Below are 19,930 nucleotides of genomic sequence, written 5' to 3'. Positions count from 1 at the left end.
GGTCGCGGCCGGTTTTCGCGCGGAGGGAAACGACGAAAAACCTGCGCGAGGGGACCCTTCGCGCAGGTTCGCCGGGGCACGAGGGGACCCCTCGCGAGGGTGGTGCGGACCTTTACGCCGGGTCCGCGATCACCACGCGGTTCTCCTCGTACCCGTCGCTCCCGCCGATCCACCGTCCGCCGCAGGTCACCAGGACCACCCGATGCGGACCGGCCTGCCCGAAGAGATCGTCGGCCCGGCTCGGCAGGTCGTTCTTGTGCACCGTGACCAGCTGGGAAATCCGGTACCGGCTCGTCTTGCCCGCGCGGTCCACGATCGTCACGACGCCGCCGATGCGCTCGCTCCACAGTTCCGAGAACGGGCCGGTCGCGCCGCGCCAGTTCACGTGGCCCGCGAACACGCTCGCGCCGCTGACCGCTTCCAGATCCGCGCCCCACCACGCCGCCTGGCCGATGTCCGAGGGCACCGGAAGCGTGTTGCCCGGCCCGAGGTCCTGACGCACCATCGCCGCGGTCCCGCCGCCGGGCAGCCGGACCGTGCCCGGTGCCTGCGGTCCCGGATCGGGAGCTTGCCGATGCTCCGCGGGCGCGGCGGGCGGCGGCGGTGGTGCTGCCGCCGAACTGCTAGCCGGCGCCGCACTGCTCGACGACGGCGGCGGCGCGGGAGCCACTTGTTGCGGGGAAGCGGCCGGTACGGCGGCGGTGGCCGGGAACGCGCTCCCGGCCACCACCGTCGTCGGCGGCGAACTGATCACGACCGTCGCGAGTTCCACTGCCAGCACGCTTGCCGCGCCGAGCACGAACCCGCCGATCAGCCGTCCTTTTCCACTCATCGCCCTTGCTGCTTTCGATTACCGCCGGGCCGACCGCCGAGCGGCGAACCCGACCAGCGCCGAACCGACGAGCACCAGCGCCGCGAGACCCGCGATGCCGCCCGTGGAGAAGCTCGTCTCGACAGTGCCCTTCGCCATCGTCACCGGCAGATCGCCGGCGGGAATCGCGTGCGGCACTTCGTTCGGCGTGTTGGCCACAGTCAGCGCAAGTGTGCCGCCCGGCGTCAGCGATCCGCACGCGGCGGGCGGGTTGTTCGGATCGAACGCGTTGGTGTAGCCCGGCGGCGCGTTCACCTCGACCACGCAAACCTCCTGCGGGGCCAACAGGTTCTCGACGGTCGCGGTCCCGTTGTCGCCACTGGTGGTGACGACGGCGGGCTGGCCGTCGGGCCCGTTGAGCGCCTTGCCGTCCTGGTTGGTGGCCGCGCTCTTGCGGTCCTTGCCGGTGATCCGCAGCGTCGCGCCGCCGATGCCCTTGCCGGTCTTGGCGTCGGTCTTGGTGACCTGCACCTTGCCCGGCTTCGCTACTGCGACCACGCCTTGCGCGGTCAGTTGCTTTTCACCGCCGGTGCCGACGACGTTCTGCACCTCGCCGTTGTGGTTGACCGGGTTCTGCACGGTCGGCTTGTCCGCGGGCGCGGACAAGGACGCGGCGAGCTTCGGCTGGTCGCCCGTCGGCGTGACCTTCACCGTCACGGTGCCGTTCGCGTCGGTCTTCAACGTCGTGTCCTTCTGCGCGGCCTGCGGCGCAGAGTTGCCAGAGGAAGAATCTGTCGCCTTCTCCGCGTCCGGCTGCTTGTCCGCTTGGCCGATAGTCCCGTCAGCGGCGGTCAGCTTCACCGGAACATCCGGGATGCCTTTGCCCTTGGAGTTCTTCACCGTGACCGTCCAGGTCGCGGGCTGGCCGAGGTGCTGGTCGCCCTTCGGCGCGGCGACCGACGCGGTCCACGGGCCGCGGTTGGCTTCGGCTTCAGCCTTCATTTTGGTCACGTCGTCGGCCGCGGCCTGCGAAACCGCCGTGAGGAAACTGAGGTAGTCGGCCTCGGGATAGGCGACGTCCTTCTTAGGCAGGCTCGGGTCGGTGTCGCCGGGAGTGCGCGACGGCGCGGTCCACGAGTGGAGGAGGTGCGCCAGTGCGGCGGCCTCGTCGTTGTTCGTGGTGTTGCCGTAGCGCAGCAGCAAGTACGAGATGTTGGCCGCGACGTCGGCGGGCAGCTTCGTGCCCCACTTCGTCAGCAGTTCGTCGCCCGGCTTGTACACCTCTTTGCTGTCCGGCGCCTTCAGGTGGAAGCTGACGCAGAACACGTCCTTGCCGTTCACCTGGTACGTCCCCAGCCAGTCCGTATGCTCGTTCTTGAGAGTGATCGTGTGGCCGACGTGTTCCGGCGGCTTAGGAGGGTTCTCCGCGGCGGCCGGGGTCGTCCCCAATGCGGTTACGGAGAGTGCGCCGAGCAGTGCGGTCGCGACCAGCCCGGTGGCCGCGCGCCAGCGAGCGCGCGGGCGTGAGATCCACCCCATGGTGTGTTGGCTCCTTCGACGTGCCCGCTGACGCCTGAACGGCGTCTTCGCAGTTCACCTGATCGAACAACTCCCCGACGCGCGTTCGGTCACTTCCCGGACACGCGATGTGAAGGTTCGCGGGTCACCATGGGAGTTGTCTAGAGACCATCGGGTGACCTGCGGTGAACGGTCGTGACCTTCATCGCCTACGGTGGCCGTAACGGGGGTCGCCCCACCCGTGCGGGTGATGGGTAAAATCGGCTTTACCCGAACGGGAACCAGCGAGCCGCCGCGGTCGTTGAACCCGATGCAAGGTGCCATAAAGTCCAGGAGGACAGGTGCGTTCCAGCAGCAACCCGGCGTTCCGCAATCTCCCGCGCGGCGCGGCCGCGACCGGGCAGTACGGGCCGAACGTCGGCTTCGACCAGCCCTACGGCCAGCCGCAGGGCCAAGGCGGCGTCCCGGGTTACGGCCCTGGGCAGATGGGTACCGCCTCCGCCGACCGTCCGATGACGGTCGACGACGTCGTCATCAAGACCGGCATGTCGCTCGGCGTCGCGCTCGTCGTCGGCGTGCTCACGGCGATCTGGGCGCAGTCCCAGCTCGTGCGCGATTCCCTCGGCAGGCTTTCGCCGAGCGGGCCGCTCCTCGGCGCGCTGATCGGCGGGCTCGTGGTGGGCCTCGTCGTGTCTCTGGTGATCATCTTCAAGCAGAAGCCGAGCGGTCCCCTCACGCTCGTCTACTCCGGTGCCGAGGGCCTGTTCCTCGGTGCGCTCAGCGGCCTGTTCGAGGTGTTCCTGCCGGGCATCGCGCTGCAGGCGCTCATCGGCACCGCGGGCGTGTTCGTCGCGATGCTGGTCGTCTACAAGACCGGCGCGGTGAAGGTCACGCCGAAGCTCACCAAGTGGATCGTCGGCGCGGTCGCGGGCGTGGCCATCCTCATGCTGGTCAACCTGGTCACCGCGGTGTTCTTCGGCTTCAACCCGCTGCGCGACGGCAGCCCGCTGGCCATCGTCTTCAGCCTGGTGGTCATCGGCATCGCCGCGTTCAGCTTCCTGCTCGACTTCGACCAGGCCGACAAGATGATCCGCGCCGGCATGCCCTCGAAGTGGGCCTGGTACGCCGCCTTCGGCCTGATGACCACGCTGGTGTGGCTGTACCTCGAGATCCTGCGTTTGCTGTCTTACCTGCGCGACTAGCTTCTCGCGCAGGTTTCCGGGAAGGGGCGCTCCGCGATACGCGGAGCGCCTTTTCTGTTTTTCTGCCTCGAACCTCTGCGCGCGCCCGCGGCCGTCGTGTTGGATGTGCCCGTTCGGAATCTTTCTTTCGGGTTTGCGAGGTATCACGTGAGCGTCCCCCCGCCCGGGCACGGACCGCGGCCGGGCTACGGCCAGAACGGGCCGTCGCCGTTCCAGCAGCACTACGGCCCCGGCGGGATGCCGCCGCGGCCGGGTCGCGAGCGCAAGTTCCCGACCCGGACCGTGGTGCTGATCGCCGTCGCGGTGGTGGTCGTGGCGGCGGGGGTCGTCATCGGGTTCTTCACGTTCGGCAACTCGACCAGCAACACCCACGCGAGCGACTGCATGCACATCGAGAAGGCCGGCTCGACCACGACGACGAAAACCGTCGACTGCGCCGACCCCGGAGCGAACGTCAAGGTCGCGGTCGTCCGCGCGAACCGGAGCGGGACCTGCCCGCGCGGCGACTACTACCGCTACACCACCGGCGGCAAGAATCACCGGGTGCTCTGCCTCGTTCCCAATGTGCAGCAAGGGGATTGCCTGTCCGGGCTCCAGACCGCCACGACGACGTATCAGAAGGTCCCCTGCACCGATCCGCAGAAGAACGCGGAGATCGTCAAGCTGGTACCCGGCGCGAAGGACCGTTCGGCGTGCGACGGCAGTGGTTCGACCACCGTCCGCTGGTACTCCGACCCGGAGGAAGCCATCTGCATCAAGAGCTGACCGGGGCGGTACAAAGGGGCCGTCCGGACGCCCGGTTTCGGCCGTTCGTCGCACTCCGTGGGACAGGCTGCGTGCGGTGCCCGCGCGGACCTAACGTGGATCGCCGCCCGCCGCCGGGCGGGCCCGTTGATCCCCGAAACCCCCAGGAGACGTGGTGGCGACCACCGATTCCCCTGTCGACGAGCGAAAACTGCTCGATTTCCCCACCTCCTGCGAGGCTCCAGCGCCGAAGCCGGAGGAGCCGGTCAAGATCGTCCCGCTCGCCGTCGCCGCGGTGCTCGCGGTCGGGCTGACCTCCTACGTCTGGGCCGCGCACGGCGCGAAATTCGGCGTGCTGCTCGTGCTGGGGCTGTTGCTCGGCCTCGCCCTTTTCCACTCCCGCTTCGGTTTCACGTCCGCCTGGCGGCAGCTGATCGCCGTCGGCAACGGCCAGGGCCTTCGCGCGCACACCCTCCTGCTCGGCACGGCCGCGACGCTCATCGCCCTCATCTGCGGCACCGGCGCGGGTCTCTTCGGCAGCAAACCGGTGCCGGTGGCGAACGTCGGGCCGATCGGGCTCGCGTTGTTCGTCGGGGCCACGCTGTTCGCGATCGGCATGCAACTCGGCGGCGCGTGCGCGTCCGGGACGCTGTTCGCGGTCGGGGCCGGGCAGTCGACGATCGTGCTGACCCTCGGCGGTTTCATCACCGGATCGGTCCTCTACACCTGGGGCTACCCGCTTTTCACCGGGTGGCCGCAGGTTTCCGGATTCCTGCTGTCGGACCACGTCGGCTGGTTCGGCTCGTGGGCGATCACCATCGCGGTGCTCCTCGCGATCGTCTTCGCGACCCGGCTGGTGCAGAAGCGCCGCGTGCCGCCGCCGGTCGACACTGTGCCGACCGCGCGCGGCTTCGCCCGGATCTTCCGCGGCTCCTGGCCGATCCTCGTCGGCGCGGTAGTGCTCGGCGTGCTGGCCGGTGCGGTGTACCTGGTTTCCGGCGGCATCTGGGGCGTCACGAGCGCGTTCAGCCTGTGGGGCGCGAAAATTCTCCAGGTGTTCGGACTGCACCCGGAGCAGTGGGAGTTCTGGCAGCTGAAGGCGAACGCGACGTCGCTGTCCAAGCCGATCTGGCAGGACAAGACGAGCCTCACCGACATCGGCATCATGATCGGCGCGTTCGTCGCCGCGGCGGCCGCGGGCGCGTGGAAGATCCACAGCTCGATCCCGTGGCGCACCGCCGTCGCCGCGATTCTCGGCGGAATCCTGATGGGCATCGGCGCGCGACTGGCGAACGGCTGCAACATCGGCGCGTATCTCGGCGGAATTTCCGTCGGCAGCCTGCACGGCTGGCTGTGGGGCGCGTTCGCGCTTTTCGGCACTTGGATCGGGCTGAAACTGCGGCCGTTGTTCGGTTTGGGCAACCCTTCGCGCACGGACAGTATCTGCTGACTGGACGGGGACTTTTCGCAGGTCATCGCGACTGCGCGAAAAGTCCCCACGCATTTCTCCCGCCAGCGAAAAAGGCTGCGTAGCCGCTTGCCGCTCGGCTAGTCTGGAGCGCGCGCAAGGGGGAACCGCCGTCGTATTGTCGCGTCGCGGGCTTGCGCTTCACCACTACCAGATGGGGTTCCGCATGTCCGCACCAGCGACTCCGGCCGCGCCGGATGCCGGTGACAAACTCGACCGGGGAGTGCTGAAGGTCGCTTCCGTGGTGGTGCTCGGCGCCATCATGGCGATCCTCGACACCACCGTGGTCAACGTCGCGCTTCAGAAACTCACCCTTCAGTTCACCACGTCCTTCGACACCATCCAGTGGGTCGCGACCGGCTACATGCTGGCGCTGGCGACGGTCATCCCGGTCACCGGATGGGCGTCCGACCGGTTCGGCACGAAACGGCTGTACCTGCTCGCGATCGGCACCTTCCTGGTCGGCTCGATGCTGGCCGGGCTCGCCTGGAACGTCGAATCGCTGATCGCGTTCCGCGTCGTGCAGGGCCTCGGCGGCGGCATGCTGATGCCGGCCGGCATGACGATCCTGACCCGCACCGCGGGCCCGCAGCGGATCGGCCGGGTGATGTCCGTGCTCGGCGTGCCGATGCTGCTCGGCCCGATGTGCGGCCCGATCCTGGGCGGCTGGCTGGTCGACTCGGTGAGCTGGCGCTGGATCTTCTACATCAACGTCCCGATCGGACTGATCGCCTTCCTGCTCGCGCTGAAGCTGCTGCCGAAGGACGACCCGGAACCGTCCGGCCGCTTCGACTTCCTCGGCATGCTGATGGTGTCGCCGGGCCTGGCGGCACTGATCTTCGGCGTCTCGCGGATCCCGTCGACCGGCACCGTCACCGCGCTCGAGGTGTGGCTGCCTGCGCTGGCGGGGCTCGTGCTGCTGGTCGCGTTCGTCCTTCGTGGACGGACGGTGGAGCATCCGCTGATCGATCTGAAGCTGTTCCGCAACCGGTCGTTCTCGGTCGCGATGGCCACGATGGCCGTGTTCTGCATCGGATTCTTCGGCGCGATGCTGTTGCTGCCCACGTATTTCGTGCTGGTGCGCGGCGAAACCGCGCTGCACGCCGGGCTGCTGCTGGTGCCGCAGAGCCTCGGCGCGGTCGTGTCGATGCCGGTCGCCGGACGGCTGGCGGACAAGATCGCGCCGCGCAAGATCGTGGTGCCCGGCCTGGTGCTGATCGTGGTCGGCATGGTGGCGTTCACCCAGGTCACCGCGACCACGCCGTATCCGCTGCTGCTGGCCGCGCTGTTCGTCGTCGGGCTCGGCCTCGGCTGCACGATGATGCCGATCACCTCGGCCGCGCTGCAGACGTTGCAGTCCAAGGACATGGCGAAGGCCTCGACCGCGACGAACATCCTGCAGCAGACCGCGGGCGCGATCGGGTCCGCGGTGATGTCGATCATCCTGGCGGCGCTGCTCGCCGGGAAGTTCGGCGTGCCGACGAGCCAGGGCCAGCTGGTCGCCACCGCGGCGATGATGAACCCGGCCACGCACGACGCCGCGGCCGGCCTGGCGGGCGAGTCGTTCGCGACGACGTTCCTGTGGGGCACGATCCTGCTGGCGCTGTGCCTGGTGCCCGCGTTGTTCCTGCCGAAGAAGCGCGTCGTGCCCGCGGAGACGGAATCCGGCGAGGTCGCCGCGCCGGTGCTGATGCACTGACGTTTTACCTGGGAAGGGCCGTCCGCGTTGCGCTCGCGGGCGGCCCTTTCTCTATGCGGACACCGGAACTGGGTCGTGCGCGGCTCGGGGCGCGAGGACGACCCCGGCCAGCAGCGCAGCGGCGGCCAGAAGGAACACGATGGGCGACGCCACGCTGTTGTCGAGCACCAGCGTGAGCCACCCGAACACCGCGATACCCAGCGATCCGCCGATCTGGCGGGCGAAAGTCAAAGTCGCCATTCCGGCCCCGAGGATGTCCTTCGGCACTATGGACTGCGCGAGCAAGGTGTAGGCCTGCATGGACAGCCCCAGCGCGGCACCGCTGCAGGCCAGCCCGACCACCACGACCAGCACCCGCGACCCGCCCGGTGCCAGCAGCGGAATCAAAGCTGTGCAGAGCAATCCCACGACGCCGAGGACGAGACCGAGCCTGCCCCAAGCGGTGACGCGCGGCCAACGTCGAGCCAGCAACGCGAACCCGCTGGTGACCACCACCTGTCCGATACTCATGGGCAGCAACAGAAATCCCGTCGCCTCGGGGTTTTCGCCGCCGATCGCCAATGGCACGTAGGTGAAGCTGCCGAACAACGCCACGCCGGTCAGCAAGGTGACCACGATGGCGCGGGCCGTACCCGGGTCGGCGAGCAACCGGAGCGGAACGAGCGGAGCGGCGGCGCGCCTTTCGACCCGGACGAACGCGACCGTTCCCACAAGCGCGATCGCGATCAGCAACGGCGCTGCCGCTGGATTGCGGGCGAGCGTGTCGCTGCTGCCCAGAACGACGATGCTGCCGCCGACCATCGCGACCAGAAACGCGCCGGCGACATCGAACCCGCGTTGCTCAGCACGGTCGCGCTTGCCCGGCACCGATCCGATCCCCAGCGCCAGCGCCAGAACGCTGACCGGGAGATTGACCAGAAAGATCGACGGCCACCCCGAGCCGGCCGCCAGCAGCCCGCCCAGCGGAGCGCCGCCGATCGAGGACACCGCGAACACCGCGGTGAGCCAACCTTGCCTGCGCACCATTTCCGTCCGGTCGAACAGTTCGGCCATCGCGGCGACCGCGGCCACGATCAACCCGCTGCCGCCAAGCCCTTGCACCGCGCGCGAACCGATCAGCGCGGTCAGGTTCGGCGCCAGCGCGCACCCGAGCGAGGCGACCGCGAAAACCGCCACCGAGCCGACGAACATCCTCCGCCGGCCCCAGCGGTCGCCAAGACTCCCGTGCACCGGCGTGGCCACCGCGACCGCCAGCAGATAAGCCGCGGTCACCCCGCCCACCGCACCCGGATTCCCCAGGTCAGCCCCGATCGACGGCAAGGCCGCGACGACCACGTTGGTGTCCAGCGCCGCCATCAGCATGCCCATCAGGAGCGCGGCGAACGCGGCGGTGCGGCTGTGGGCCAGCCGCGAGAATATATGCATATCGCACACGTTATGTGTGCGTATCGCATGTAGTCAAGGTAGGGTGCCGGGGTGACCGCCTCGAACGACAAGTCCGCCAGCGCGCCCCTTTCCGACGCCGGGCCCGCCCTGTTCCGGCTGGTCCGGCACTGGTCGCGGCGGTGGATCCTGCGCACTTCCACCGAACTCACCGGCGAAATGCGGCACGTCCAGCACATCCTCGCCGTCGAGGCGGTCGACACCGCCGGTGCGCGCACCGACGAGGTCACCGTCGCGACCGTCGCGGACCACCTCGGCCTCGACCACTCCGGAGCCAGCCGCATGGTCCGAGACGCCACTGCGGCCGGGTATCTAGTCCGGGCCACTTCGGGGCAGGACCGCCGCCGCGCTTCCCTCCAGCTCACTGAAGCCGGTCGCGAACTGCTCGCCGGATCCCACCAATGGCAGCGCCAGACGTTCGACGAACTGACCGCCGATTGGGCACCCGCCGACCGGCACCGCTTCGCGGGCTACCTGCTCCGCCTCGAAAACCAGCTCGACCGCTGACGGACAAGAAAAGGGCCGCCCGCGAAACCTCGCGGACGGCCCTTCTTCGTTGCTGGGCTCAGGAAAGCCGCTCCAGCACCATCGCCATGCCCTGTCCGCCGCCGACGCACATCGTCTCGAGGCCGAACTGCTTGTCGTGGTGCTGCAGGGAGTTGATCAGCGTCGAGGTGATCCGCGCGCCGGTCATGCCGAACGGGTGGCCGACCGCGATCGCGCCGCCGTTGACGTTCAGCCGGTCCAGGTCGATGCCGAGGTCGCGGTAGGACGGGATGACCTGCGCGGCGAACGCCTCGTTGATCTCGACCAGGTCGATGTCCGAAATGGACAGTCCGGCGCGGGACAGCGCCTGCTTCGACGCCTCGACCGGGCCGTAGCCCATGATCTCCGGCGACAGCCCGGTGACGCCGGTCGACACGACGCGCGCCAGCGGCGTCAGGCCCAGCTCGCGCGCCTTCGTGTCGGACATGATCACGACAGCCGCCGCGCCGTCGTTGAGCGGGCAGCAGTTGCCCGCGGTGATCCGGCCGTCGGGGCGGAAGACCGGCTTGAGCCCGGACACGCCCTCGAGCGTGACGCCCGCGCGCGGCCCGTCGTCCTTCGACACGACCGTGCCGTCCGGCAGCGTGACCGGCGTGATGTCCTTGGCCCAGAAGCCGTCCGCGATGGCCTTCTCGGCGAGGTTCTGCGACCGCACGCCGAACTCGTCCATCTCCTCGCGGGTGACGCCCTTGAGCCGCGCGAGGTTCTCCGCGGTCTGGCCCATCGCGATGTAGACGTCCGGGAGCTGCCCGTTCTCGCGCGGGTCCTGCCAGCTGTCCGCACCGGACTCGGCGGTCGCCTTGGTGCGCGCCTCGGCGTCGGCGAACAGCGGGTTGTGCGTGTCCGGCCAGGAGTCGGAGCTGCCCTTGGCGAACCGCGACACGGCCTCGACGCCCGCCGAGATGAAGACGTCGCCCTCGCCCGCCTTGATCGCGTGCAGCGCCATCCGGGTGGTCTGCAAGCTGGAGGAGCAGTACCGGGTGATCGTGCAGCCGGGCAGGTGGTCGTAGCCGAGTTCGACAGCCACCGCGCGGCCCATGTTGAACCCGGACTCGCCGCCGGGAAGGCCGCAGCCGAGCATCAGGTCGTCGATGTCGGCCGGATCCAGCTGCGGCACCTTGTCCAGCGCCGCGCGCACCATCTGCACGGCCAGGTCGTCGGGGCGCATCCCGACCAGAGAGCCCTTCCCGGCGCGGCCGATCGGGGAGCGGGCGGTGGAGACGATGACGGCTTCGGGCATGACAGACACATCCTCGGGTCGGCGGCACTAAGCGGTTGCTCACCATCTTGCCGCGTCCGGCGTCCGTTCGAAAGCCGAAGGCGACATGCACCACCTTGCGCCCGTGGGAGGATTTCTGCCGTGACAGAGCGCAACCGGGTGTTGTCCACGCGCACGATCGCGTGGTGGGGGACCGGCATCGTGCTGCTCGCTGCCGTCGCGGCGGCGTTGCTGCTGTGGCTGCTCGGCGGCGGCACCCCGGCGGATTCGTCGCGGCTCGACGCGTTGCGCACGGCCTCGAGCATCGTCGTCGGGACCGGCGGCGCGGCCGCTCTCCTGCTCGCCGCGCGGCGGCAGCGGTCCGCGGAACTGGATCTGGAGCAGAAGGACCACGACGCCACCCAGCGCCGGATCACCGACATGTACGGCAAGGCCGCCGACCAGCTCGGCAGCGACAAGGCCCCGGTCCGGCTGGCCGGGCTGTACGCGCTCGAACGGCTCGCCCAGGGCCACGCGGACCAGCGGCAGACCATCGTCAACGTCCTGTGCGCGTATCTGCGGATGCCGTTGGACGGCACGGCCGAAGAGGTGCAGGTGCGCAAGGCCGCGCAGCGGATCCTGATGCTGCACCTGCGCCCGGGCGGCGGCGAGGAACCGCTCGGGTCGTACTGGCCGGACATCGACCTCGACTTCTCCGGCGCGCAGCTTGTCGAGCTGACCCTCACCTACTGCCGGATCCGTTCCATCGTCTGCCACGAAACGACGTTCACCGAAGAATCGAAGTTTTGTTACACCGAATTCCGCACCAAAGCCGATTTCACCGAAGCGACCTTCGAGAAACGCGCGGACTTCCGCGGCGTCGTCATCGGCGGCGAACGCGACGCATTCCGCGGTGCGAAGTTCGAACAGCACGCGGAATTCGCCGAGGACGCGGAAGTCCGGCTGGCCGGCGCCCTCGCGAAACCCGGCTACCGCCGCGCCTGGCCCGCCGGATGGGCGGCGGAAACCGGCGACGACGGCTGGCTCCGCCTGGTCCCGCGCTAGCCGGTCCGGCACCTGTCTGTTTAGGCTGGTCGCGTGGAGTACGCAGAACACATCGTGGACCTCGTGGGCAACACCCCGCTGGTCAAGCTGAATTCGCTTACGCGGGGGCTCAAGCCGCTCGTGCTCGCCAAGGTCGAGTACGTCAACCCGGGCGGCAGCGTGAAGGACCGGATCGCGCTGCGGATGATCGAGGCCGCCGAGGCCTCCGGAGAACTGCGCCCCGGCGGCACGATCGTGGAGCCCACCTCGGGCAACACCGGGGTCGGGCTCGCCATGGTCGCCCAGCGCAAGGGCTACCAGTGCGTTTTCGTCTGCCCGGACAAGGTGAGCGAGGACAAGCGCAACGTGCTGCGCGCGTACGGCGCCCGCGTCGTCGTGTGCCCCACCGCGGTCGCGCCCGAGCACCCCGACTCGTACTACAACGTGTCCGACCGGCTCGTGCGCGAGATCGAGGGCGCCTGGAAGCCCAACCAGTACGCCAATCCGGAGAACCCGGCCAGCCACTACCACTCCACCGGCCCGGAGATCTGGAAGCAGACCGACGGGAAGATCACCCACTTCGTCGCGGGCGTCGGCACCGGCGGCACGATCTCCGGCACCGGCAAGTTCCTGAAGGAGGTCAGCGACGGCCGCGTCCAGGTCGTCGGGGCTGATCCCGAGGGCTCGGTGTACTCCGGCGGCAGCGGGCGGCCGTACCTGGTCGAGGGCGTCGGCGAGGACTTCTGGCCGGAAACCTACGACCGGAACGTCGCGGACCGGATCATCCCGATCAGCGACGCGCATTCCTTCGAGATCACGCGCCGGCTCGCGACCGAGGAGGGCCTGCTGGTCGGCGGCTCGTGCGGGATGGCCGTGGCCGCCGCGCTGAAGCTGGCCGAGGGACTGACCGAGGACGACGTCGTGGTGGTGCTGCTGCCCGACGGCGGTCGCGGCTACCTCACCAAGGTCTTCAACGACGCCTGGATGTCGTCCTACGGCTTCCTTCCGCCGGACTCCTCCGGCGCGACGGTCGGCGACGTGCTCACCCGCAAGTCCGGTGCGCTGCCCAGCCTCGTGCACTCGCACCCGAACGAGACGGTCGCCGAAGCGGTGGCCATCCTGTCGGAGTTCGGCGTGAGCCAGATGCCCGTGGTCAGCGCCGAACCGCCGGTGATGGCCGCCGAGGTGGTCGGCGCGGTCAACGAGCGCGACCTGCTCGACGCGCTGTTCACCGGCAAGGCCCAGCTCGCCGACCGGCTGGAGACGCACATGTCGCCGCCGCTGCCCACGATCGGGGCGGGCGAGCAGGTGAGCGCCGCGATGAAGGCGCTCGAAGGGGCCGACGGAGCGCTGGTGCTGATCGACGGCAAGCCGGCGGGCGTCGTCACCAGGCACGATTTGCTCGCGTTCCTCGCGGGCCGATAGGTCCAACCTCACGGCTGCCGGCCGGGGCGTCTGCGCGCGTCCTGGCCGGGCATCCGATAGCGTTACGGCCGAATAGAACTTTTTCGCGTCCTCGTCAAGGGGGTTCAAGACCCACATGAGTGCTCCGCAGCCACCGAACCAGCCCTGGGACGGCGGACAGCAGCCGCCGCAGGGCCCGTCGAGTGGTCCTACACCGCAGCAGGACAGTCCCTTCGGCGCGTCGGAGCCGACCCAGGTGGTCCAGCCGGGCCAGCCGCAGCAGCCCGCCCACGGCGGCGGCACGTTCGGCGACACCCCGGAACCGACGCAGGTCGTGCAGCCGGGACAGCCGGCCGACGCGAACGCCACCCAGGTGGTCAACCCCGTGAGCGCCGAGGGCAACGCCGAGTCGACGCAGCTCGTCCCGCCGAGCCAGCAGCCGCAGAACATCCCGTACGCCCCGCCGCCGAGCGCCGCGGACAACCCGGCCGCGGTCGCCGGTTTCGGCGCGCCGCAGGGCTTCGGCCAGCCGGGTCAGCCCGGGCAGCCGGGTCAGCCTGGCCAGCCGCCGCAGGGCTTCGGCCAGCCGGGCGGTTACGACCAGGGCGGCTTCGGCGCCCCGCAGCAGGGCGCGTTCGGTCAGCAGGGCTTCGGCCAGCCCGCTCCGTTCGGCGCGTCCGCCGCGCCCGCGAGCGGCGGCGGCAACGCGCTGTACGGCTACATCGCCGGCGGCGTCGTCGCGCTGCTCGGCCTGATCGCGCTGATCGTCTCGTTCAGCTACATGAGCGACACCAGCGACTACTCGAAGCTGTACGACAGCTCGAGCCGGTACCAGAAGCTGTTCGACGAGGCCGGTCTGGCCTCGCCGGGCACGCTGTGGTTCTACGTGATCATGATCCTGGTCGGCGCTTTGATCGCGCTGGCCGGCGGCGTCGCGCTGGCGCTCGCCTCGCGGGCGGCCGTGATGCGCAAGCTCGCCCCGATCGGCGTCCTGGTCGGCGGCGTGCTGTTGCTGCTGTTCTCGATCCTGGCGAAGTCCGGGACCTCGGTCAGCAGCTCGTTCGCCGACAAGTACGGCGGCGCCGGTTCCAGCGCGACGAGCGGCGGCGGCATGCTGACGCTGATCCTCGGCATCATCATCCTGATCGTCGGCGTGGTCGCGGTCATCCCGGCGACCTCGCAGTTCGTCGGCCTCGGTTCGTCCTCGGGCGGCCCCGGCGGACCGGCCGGACCTGGCGGTCCTGGCGGCCCGCAGCAGCCGGGCGGTTTCGGCGGCGGACAGCCGGGCTTCGGCCAGCCGCAGCCCGGCGGTTTCCCGCCTCCCGGCGGTCCGAACCCGAACAGCGGGGGCTTCCCGCAGCCGGGCGGTCCGAACCCGGGCAGCGGAGGCTTCCCGCAGCCGGGCTTCGGGCAGCAGCCGCCTCCTGGCTACGGCCAGCCGGGCCAGCAGCCGGGTTACGGCCAGCCGCCGCAGCAGCCGGGCGGTTTCGGACAGCCGGGCCAGTACCCGCCGCCGGGCGGGCAGCAGCCTCCTCCCGGTTACGGCCAGCCGGGCCAGCAGCCGCCGCAGCAGTGGTGAGCCGCTGAATTTCCGCGAAGGGCGCCTCCGTCTCACGACGGCGGCGCCCTTCGTCGTTTCCGGTCCGTTTTTCGCGGGATTCCCGGAAAGGTGGTGGCCTTTTCCCGACCGTTCCGGCAGCCGGGGGAATTGCGGCGCACATGCGCTCTCGCCGGTCCCCAACCGCGCATTTCCGGGCTAGGGTGAGCGCCGTCCGAATCGCCTTCCCAGCCCGAGGGGGACCTCCTGTGAGCGGCCTGCACGGACTTCCGGCACGGCAGCGGGAACGGGAATCCTCGGTGGCGGATCCGGTGCCGTACCGGCCGAACGGGGGCACCGCGATCGCCGCCGGACTGTTCGGGCTCGCCGCCGCCGCGACGTCCGGCTATCTTCCGGCCAGGCTGTTTCTCGACATTCCGTCCGGGTTCAGCCTCGGCGACCTCTCGCCGTTGACGCTCGCCGATCTCGGCGCGTACCTGGGTGCGTCGCTGGTCTTGCTGATCGGTGCGATCGCGACGTTTTTCCGTGCCACAGCGGGCGCGGTACTGCTTATCGCGGGCGCGTTGCTCGCTCTCGGCGCGCTTCTGCTGGAGCCCGCGCTCGGCGGTTCCCCGGCGTACGTCGAATACTTCCGGACGCTGCTGCGGTTCGAAAATTTCGCCGCGCTGGACCGCGTCGCACTGGTGGCAGCGGTGCTGTTGGTGCTCGTGCTGGCCGGGTCGCCGCGGACCTTCGGCTACCTGCGTTATCGCGTACCCGTGGTGCCCGCCTCGTCACCCTCGCGACAGTGGTAATTCCGTCCCGAAAATGGGGTGGGCCTGGCACGATACAGGCATTCCCCCCGCCGTCCGGCGGGAACAGAAGCACCGAGGACTCCCCGTGACCTACCCCCAGAACCCGCCGCAGGGTCAGCCCCAGGAGCCGCAGAGCGGCCCGATCCCCGGGCAGCCGTACCCGGCGAGCCAGCCGACGCCGGCCCAGCCGTACCCCGGTGCGCCGCAGCAGCCGTTCGCTCCGCCCGCCGCCGGTCAGCCGTACCCGGCTTACGCGGGCGGGCCTGGCGTATACCAGCAGAAGCCGAACGGTGCGACCGCGATCATCGCCGGGATCCTCGCGATCATCGGCGGCATTTTCGCGATCATCGGGGTGGTCGCCGCGGTCGTGGTGATCTCGAGCATCCACGCGGTGCTCTGGCAGGCCTACCTGACGCTGGTCGTCGACGCGGTGCTCGCCGGCCTGTTGTTCTACGGCGGGATCGGCCTGTTCCTGCACAAGCCGTCCGCACGGCTGTGCACGATCATCGGCTGCGGGCTGACGATCGCGTTCGGGATCCTGACGGTCATCGTCTTCTCCGCCGCGACGACCGGTTTCCACAGCAGCAGCAGCGCGCAGATCCTGGGCGAGAGCATCGGTGCCACCCTGGTCAGGTTGATCCCGCCGATCGCGACCCTGGTGCTGGCGATCGTGAAGCCGACCGCCGATTGGGTCAACTACCGTCCGGGCGCTCCCGCCCAGGGCGGCTATCCGGCGCCGCAGACCTGGTGACCGCAGGGCTGCCGGTGCGGGTTTTGTACCGGCAGCCTCTCCCGCATGGTGAGTTGCCTCCCAGCTGATGGGATTGTCGGGGGTGCCCCGTACCCTGGGAACCATGGCCGACGACTACTCCGTCCTGGGTTTTGAAACACGCGCGATCCACGCCGGGCAGCAGCCCGATCCCCGCACGGGTGCCGTCATCGTGCCGATTTACCAAACGTCCACGTACGCGCAGGACGGCGTAGGCGGCACCCGCGAGGGCGGCTACGAGTACTCGCGCACCGCGAACCCCACGCGGACCGCGCTGGAGGAAGCCCTCGCCTCGCTCGAGGGGGCCCGGCACACGCTGGCGTTCGCGTCCGGCATGGCCGCGTCCGACGCGGTGCTGCGCACGGTCCTGCGCCCCGGCGACCACCTGGTCCTGGGCAATGACGCTTATGGCGGCACGTTCCGGCTGATCGACAAGGTGCTCAGCCTGTGGGGCGTCGAGCACACGGTGGCCGACCTGAGCCGTATTGACGACGTACGGGCCGCGATGCGCCCCGAAACCAAGCTGATCTGGTGCGAGTCGCCGACCAACCCGCTGCTGGGCATCGCCGACATCGCCGCGCTCGCGGGCGCCGCCCACGACGCCGGCGCCCGGCTGGTCGTGGACAACACCTTCGCGACGCCATACCTGCAAACCCCGCTGGCCCTCGGCGCGGACATCGTGGTGCACTCGACCACCAAGTACCTGGGCGGCCACTCAGACGTCGTGGGCGGTGCGGTCGTCACCAACGAGGACGAACTGCGCGAGCAGCTCTTCTACCTGCGCAACGCCGCGGGTGCCGTCCCCGGTCCGTTCGACGCCTGGCTGACGCTGCGCGGTCTCAAGACTCTGGCCCTGCGGATGGAACGGCACAGCGACAACGCGGATTTGGTCGCCCGCACCCTGGCGAAGCACCCGAAGGTCACCAAGGTCTATTACCCCGGCCTCCCGGAACACCCCGGCCACGAGGCAGCCGCGAAGCAGATGCGCCGCTTCGGCGGAATGGTGTCGTTCCGCGTGGCGGGCGGCGAGGAAGCCGCACTGGAGGTCGCGTCCCGCACGAAGCTGTTCGTGCTGGCGGAGTCGCTCGGCGGGATCGAAAGCCTGATCGAGCACCCAGGCAAGATGACGCACGCCTCGACGGCAGGCTCGACACTGGAAGTCCCAGAGGACCTGATCCGGCTGTCAGTGGGCATCGAGGACGGACGCGATCTGGTGGCCGACCTTACGCAGGCGCTGGGCTGATCTTTCTTTCTGGCTTTGGGCGGGCACTGGGCTGGTTTCTGGTGCCTCGCTCCTGGCTGGGTTGACCGAGTTCGTTCCGAACGGCCGCCGAATTCGTTGCTGTGGCGAGTCGCGGCTGGGGTTTTGGCGGATTCGCCGTGGTTGAGGCGGTGCGTCGGGCGGAATCTGGTGGGTGGCTCCAGCTGAGGTTGGTTGGCCGGAAGCTGCTCGCCGTCCCTGGTTTTGCTCGTTCCCAGGCGATCTGGTGGCCGGGCCTCGCTAGTTCGCCGTCCCGGCGGATCCGGTGTGCGGCTTGGCCAACGTCTGTGTGGCCGGTAGCTGCTTGGTGGACCCGGTTTTGCTGGTTCCCGGGCGATCTGGCGGTCGGGCCTCGCTAGTTCGCCGTCGCGGCGAATCCGGTGTGCGGTTTCGGTGGAGCTTGCCGTGGCTGTAGCGGTTCGGTGCGTGGCTTCAGCCGAAATCGGCGTGGCCAGAAGCTGCTTGCCGCACCCAGTTTTGCTGGTTCCCAGACGAACTGGCGGTCGGACTTCGCGGGTTCGCTGCCCTGGCGAATCCGCTGTGCGGTTTCGGCGGAGCTTGCCGTGGCTGAAGCGGTCCCGTGCGCGGGTTCAGCTGAAATCGGCGTGGCCGGTAACTGCTTGCCGCACCCGGTTTGCTCGTTCCCAGGCGGTCGGATCTCGCTAATTCACCGCCCCGGCGAGTCCCGTATGCGGGAATTTGCCATGGCCGAAGCGGTCCGATCCGCGGCTTCAGCCGAAGTCTGCCTCGCCGAAAGCCACTTGCCGCACCCGGCCTTGCCCGCCCCCAGACAATCCAGCAGCCGAATCCCGCAAACCCGCCGCCCCAGCGAACGATTTCCCATCTCGCCAAACGCGCCCGACCCCAAGCCCAGCCAACCGAAAGCCAGGCCCCCAGCCAACGTCAGGGTTTGCTGTTCTCCCGCATCGCATTGGCCTGCCGGGTCCCGGTCGTCGCCGGGAGTTCGGTGCCGTTGACGCAGCCGCCGACCAGTTCGATGTGGTTGTCGTGCCGGATGTACTGGGCGGGGCCGGTGCAGGCGGCCGCCTCGACCGTCGCGAAGGCGGCTCCGGTGAGGGCCACCGCGGAGAGGATGCCCGCGGCGAGCGGCAGCAGACCGGTGCGGGACTTCGCCCGGGCGATGGTCCCGTGCTGCGCGCGTGCCATGGTCGCACTCCCTGATCATGTGTGGCTGCCGTTATCCAGGGTACCGGTCCGCCGGGCGGCGCACCCCGGCCGTCCGTCGGTGGCATCATCGGCGCCATGGAACTGGTCAGCGTCGAGCGCATCCAGGAAGCTCGGAAGCTTCTCGAGGGCATCACCCGCGTCACCCCGATGGAGCACGCCCGCGACCTGCGCCGGCTGCACGGCGGCCCGGTGTACCTCAAGTGCGAGAACCTGCAGCGCACCGGCTCTTTCAAGATCCGCGGCGCCTACACCCGCATTCACGGCCTGACCGCCGAAGAACGCGCGCGCGGCGTCGTCGCGGCCAGTGCTGGCAACCACGCGCAGGGGGTCGCGCTGGCCTCGTCGCTGCTCGGCATTTCCTCGACGGTCTTCATGCCGCTGCGCGCTCCGCTGCCGAAACTCGCCGCGACCCGCGGTTACGGCGCGGAGGTCCACCTCCATGGCGCCGTCGTCGACGAAACCCTCGCCGAGGCCATCGCGTTCTCGGAGCGCACCGGCGCGGTCTTCATCCACCCGTTCGACCATGTCGACGTCATCGCCGGTCAGGGCACCGTGGGACTGGAGATTCTCGAACAGGCGCCGGGGGTGAAAACGATCCTCGTCCCGACTGGCGGCGGCGGGCTGGTCGGCGGTGTCGGGGCGGCGGTGAAGGCGCTGCACCCGGAGATCCGGGTGATCGGCGTACAGGCCGAAGACGCCGCCGCGTATCCGTCTTCGCTGGAGGCCGGTGCGCCGGTCCGGCTGCACGAGGTGCACACGATGGCGGACGGCATCGCGGTCGGCGAGCCGGGCAAGGTCAGTTACGCGCATGTCCAGTCGCTGGTCGACGATGTCGTGACGGTCACCGAGGAATCCTTGTCGCGCGCGGTACTGCTGTGCCTGGAGCGACGAAAGCTGGTCGTGGAACCGGCCGGTGCCGCTTCAGTGGCCGCGCTTTTGCAGCACCCCGGCGCTTTCGAGCCGCCGGTGGTGGCGATCCTCTCCGGCGGCAACGTGGATCCGGTTCTGCTGCAACAGATCATCCAGCACGGCATGACCGCGGGCGGCCGCTACCTGAAGCTGCACCTGCGCGTCCCGGACCGTCCGGGCTCGCTGGTTTCGGTGCTGTCGTGCGTGAAGGAGCTGGGCGCGAACGTCCTCGACGTCGAGCACTCCCGCATCTCCGGCAGCCTGGCCCTTGGCGAGGTCGACGTCGCCCTCGCCCTGGAAACCCGCGGCCCGGAGCACTGCAAGGACGTCGAAGCCGCACTCGCCGACGCCGGGTTCACGATCGTCGACTGAGT

17 protein-coding genes are annotated in these 19,930 nt (G+C 69.6%); 12 read left to right on the top strand and 5 right to left on the bottom strand.

Annotation, left to right across the window (positions count from 1 at the left end; all coding sequences use genetic code 11):
* Positions 1-112: 112 nt before the first annotated feature.
* Positions 113-832, bottom strand: a complete 720-nt coding sequence (locus tag ACZ7SW_RS37200) for a class F sortase (protein WP_470235047.1) — start codon at positions 830-832, stop codon at positions 113-115.
* 18 nt (positions 833-850) lie between these two features.
* Positions 851-2,350 carry a SpaA isopeptide-forming pilin-related protein gene (locus ACZ7SW_RS37195; protein WP_470235046.1) on the bottom strand — a complete coding sequence of 500 codons (1,500 nt, stop codon included), beginning with the start codon at positions 2,348-2,350 and terminating at the stop codon, positions 851-853.
* 320 nt (positions 2,351-2,670) lie between these two features.
* On the opposite strand from ACZ7SW_RS37195, the gene ACZ7SW_RS37190 reads away from it, so the two are divergent.
* From ACZ7SW_RS37190 to ACZ7SW_RS37175, 4 genes are all read left to right on the top strand, one after another.
* On the top strand, positions 2,671-3,531 hold the full coding sequence (locus tag ACZ7SW_RS37190) for a Bax inhibitor-1/YccA family protein (protein ID WP_182889914.1): 861 nt from the start codon (positions 2,671-2,673) through the stop codon (positions 3,529-3,531).
* Between the two features lie 147 nt (positions 3,532-3,678).
* On the top strand, positions 3,679-4,296 hold the full coding sequence (locus tag ACZ7SW_RS37185; protein WP_470235045.1) for an LppU/SCO3897 family protein: 618 nt from the start codon (positions 3,679-3,681) through the stop codon (positions 4,294-4,296).
* Positions 4,297-4,447: 151 nt separating this feature from the next.
* Entirely contained in the window at positions 4,448-5,725 is a 1,278-nt protein-coding gene (locus ACZ7SW_RS37180) for a YeeE/YedE family protein (protein WP_470235044.1), read from the top strand.
* A 184-nt stretch (positions 5,726-5,909) separates the two neighbouring features.
* Entirely contained in the window at positions 5,910-7,442 is a 1,533-nt protein-coding gene (locus tag ACZ7SW_RS37175; protein ID WP_470235043.1) for a DHA2 family efflux MFS transporter permease subunit, read from the top strand.
* Between the two features lie 51 nt (positions 7,443-7,493).
* Here ACZ7SW_RS37175 and ACZ7SW_RS37170 read toward each other — a convergent pair whose 3' ends face one another.
* Positions 7,494-8,867 carry an MFS transporter gene (locus ACZ7SW_RS37170; RefSeq protein WP_470235042.1) on the bottom strand — a complete coding sequence of 458 codons (1,374 nt, stop codon included), beginning with the start codon at positions 8,865-8,867 and terminating at the stop codon, positions 7,494-7,496.
* A 51-nt stretch (positions 8,868-8,918) separates the two neighbouring features.
* Here ACZ7SW_RS37170 and ACZ7SW_RS37165 point away from each other — a divergent pair, with 51 nt between their 5' ends.
* Entirely contained in the window at positions 8,919-9,392 is a 474-nt protein-coding gene (locus ACZ7SW_RS37165) for a MarR family winged helix-turn-helix transcriptional regulator (RefSeq protein ID WP_470235041.1), read from the top strand.
* A 58-nt stretch (positions 9,393-9,450) separates the two neighbouring features.
* Here the strand turns inward: ACZ7SW_RS37165 and ACZ7SW_RS37160 are convergent, their stop codons facing one another.
* Positions 9,451-10,671, bottom strand: coding sequence for an acetyl-CoA C-acetyltransferase (locus ACZ7SW_RS37160; protein ID WP_043828073.1), 1,221 nt, complete (start codon positions 10,669-10,671; stop codon positions 9,451-9,453).
* Positions 10,672-10,791: 120 nt separating this feature from the next.
* Here ACZ7SW_RS37160 and ACZ7SW_RS37155 point away from each other — a divergent pair, with 120 nt between their 5' ends.
* From ACZ7SW_RS37155 to ACZ7SW_RS37130, 6 genes are all read left to right on the top strand, one after another.
* Positions 10,792-11,694: a pentapeptide repeat-containing protein gene (locus tag ACZ7SW_RS37155; RefSeq protein WP_470235040.1), complete on the top strand. Its 903-nt coding sequence runs from the start codon at positions 10,792-10,794 to the stop codon at positions 11,692-11,694.
* 33 nt (positions 11,695-11,727) lie between these two features.
* Positions 11,728-13,098 (top strand): cystathionine beta-synthase, encoded by a 1,371-nt coding sequence (locus ACZ7SW_RS37150; protein ID WP_470235039.1) that lies wholly within the window; start codon positions 11,728-11,730, stop codon positions 13,096-13,098.
* A 235-nt stretch (positions 13,099-13,333) separates the two neighbouring features.
* The gene (locus tag ACZ7SW_RS37145) at positions 13,334-14,656 is read left to right on the top strand and encodes a hypothetical protein (RefSeq protein WP_470235075.1); all 1,323 of its coding nucleotides are present in this window, start codon (positions 13,334-13,336) and stop codon (positions 14,654-14,656) included.
* Positions 14,657-14,883: 227 nt separating this feature from the next.
* Complete coding sequence (locus ACZ7SW_RS37140; RefSeq protein ID WP_470235038.1) at positions 14,884-15,429, top strand: hypothetical protein; 546 nt, start codon at positions 14,884-14,886, stop codon at positions 15,427-15,429.
* An 85-nt stretch (positions 15,430-15,514) separates the two neighbouring features.
* Positions 15,515-16,180 (top strand): hypothetical protein, encoded by a 666-nt coding sequence (locus ACZ7SW_RS37135; RefSeq protein ID WP_470235037.1) that lies wholly within the window; start codon positions 15,515-15,517, stop codon positions 16,178-16,180.
* A 103-nt stretch (positions 16,181-16,283) separates the two neighbouring features.
* Positions 16,284-17,441, top strand: coding sequence for a cystathionine gamma-synthase (locus ACZ7SW_RS37130; protein ID WP_470235036.1), 1,158 nt, complete (start codon positions 16,284-16,286; stop codon positions 17,439-17,441).
* A 921-nt stretch (positions 17,442-18,362) separates the two neighbouring features.
* On the opposite strand, the gene ACZ7SW_RS37125 is transcribed toward ACZ7SW_RS37130, so the two are convergent.
* Positions 18,363-18,626, bottom strand: coding sequence for a hypothetical protein (locus tag ACZ7SW_RS37125; protein ID WP_470235035.1), 264 nt, complete (start codon positions 18,624-18,626; stop codon positions 18,363-18,365).
* 96 nt (positions 18,627-18,722) lie between these two features.
* Here ACZ7SW_RS37125 and ilvA point away from each other — a divergent pair, with 96 nt between their 5' ends.
* Complete coding sequence (ilvA, locus tag ACZ7SW_RS37120; protein WP_470235034.1) at positions 18,723-19,928, top strand: threonine ammonia-lyase; 1,206 nt, start codon at positions 18,723-18,725, stop codon at positions 19,926-19,928.
* Positions 19,929-19,930 lie beyond the last annotated feature (2 nt).

Source organism: Amycolatopsis sp. NPDC114484 (assembly GCF_055633755.1).
This window is presented reverse-complemented; position numbering and strand designations above follow the sequence as displayed.

Excerpts from the sequence above, each read along its gene's own strand:
- ACZ7SW_RS37125 (WP_470235035.1), bottom strand. The coding sequence starts at position 18,626 with ATGGCACGCGCGCAGCACGGGACCATCGCCCGGGCGAAGTCCCGCACC.
- ACZ7SW_RS37130 (WP_470235036.1), top strand. The coding sequence starts at position 16,284 with ATGGCCGACGACTACTCCGTCCTGGGTTTTGAAACACGCGCGATCCAC.
- ilvA (WP_470235034.1), top strand. The coding sequence starts at position 18,723 with ATGGAACTGGTCAGCGTCGAGCGCATCCAGGAAGCTCGGAAGCTTCTC.
- ACZ7SW_RS37195 (WP_470235046.1), bottom strand. The coding sequence starts at position 2,350 with ATGGGGTGGATCTCACGCCCGCGCGCTCGCTGGCGCGCGGCCACCGGG.
- ACZ7SW_RS37175 (WP_470235043.1), top strand. The coding sequence starts at position 5,910 with ATGTCCGCACCAGCGACTCCGGCCGCGCCGGATGCCGGTGACAAACTC.
- ACZ7SW_RS37160 (WP_043828073.1), bottom strand. The coding sequence starts at position 10,671 with ATGCCCGAAGCCGTCATCGTCTCCACCGCCCGCTCCCCGATCGGCCGC.
- ACZ7SW_RS37170 (WP_470235042.1), bottom strand. The coding sequence starts at position 8,867 with ATGCATATATTCTCGCGGCTGGCCCACAGCCGCACCGCCGCGTTCGCC.
- ACZ7SW_RS37200 (WP_470235047.1), bottom strand. The coding sequence starts at position 832 with ATGAGTGGAAAAGGACGGCTGATCGGCGGGTTCGTGCTCGGCGCGGCA.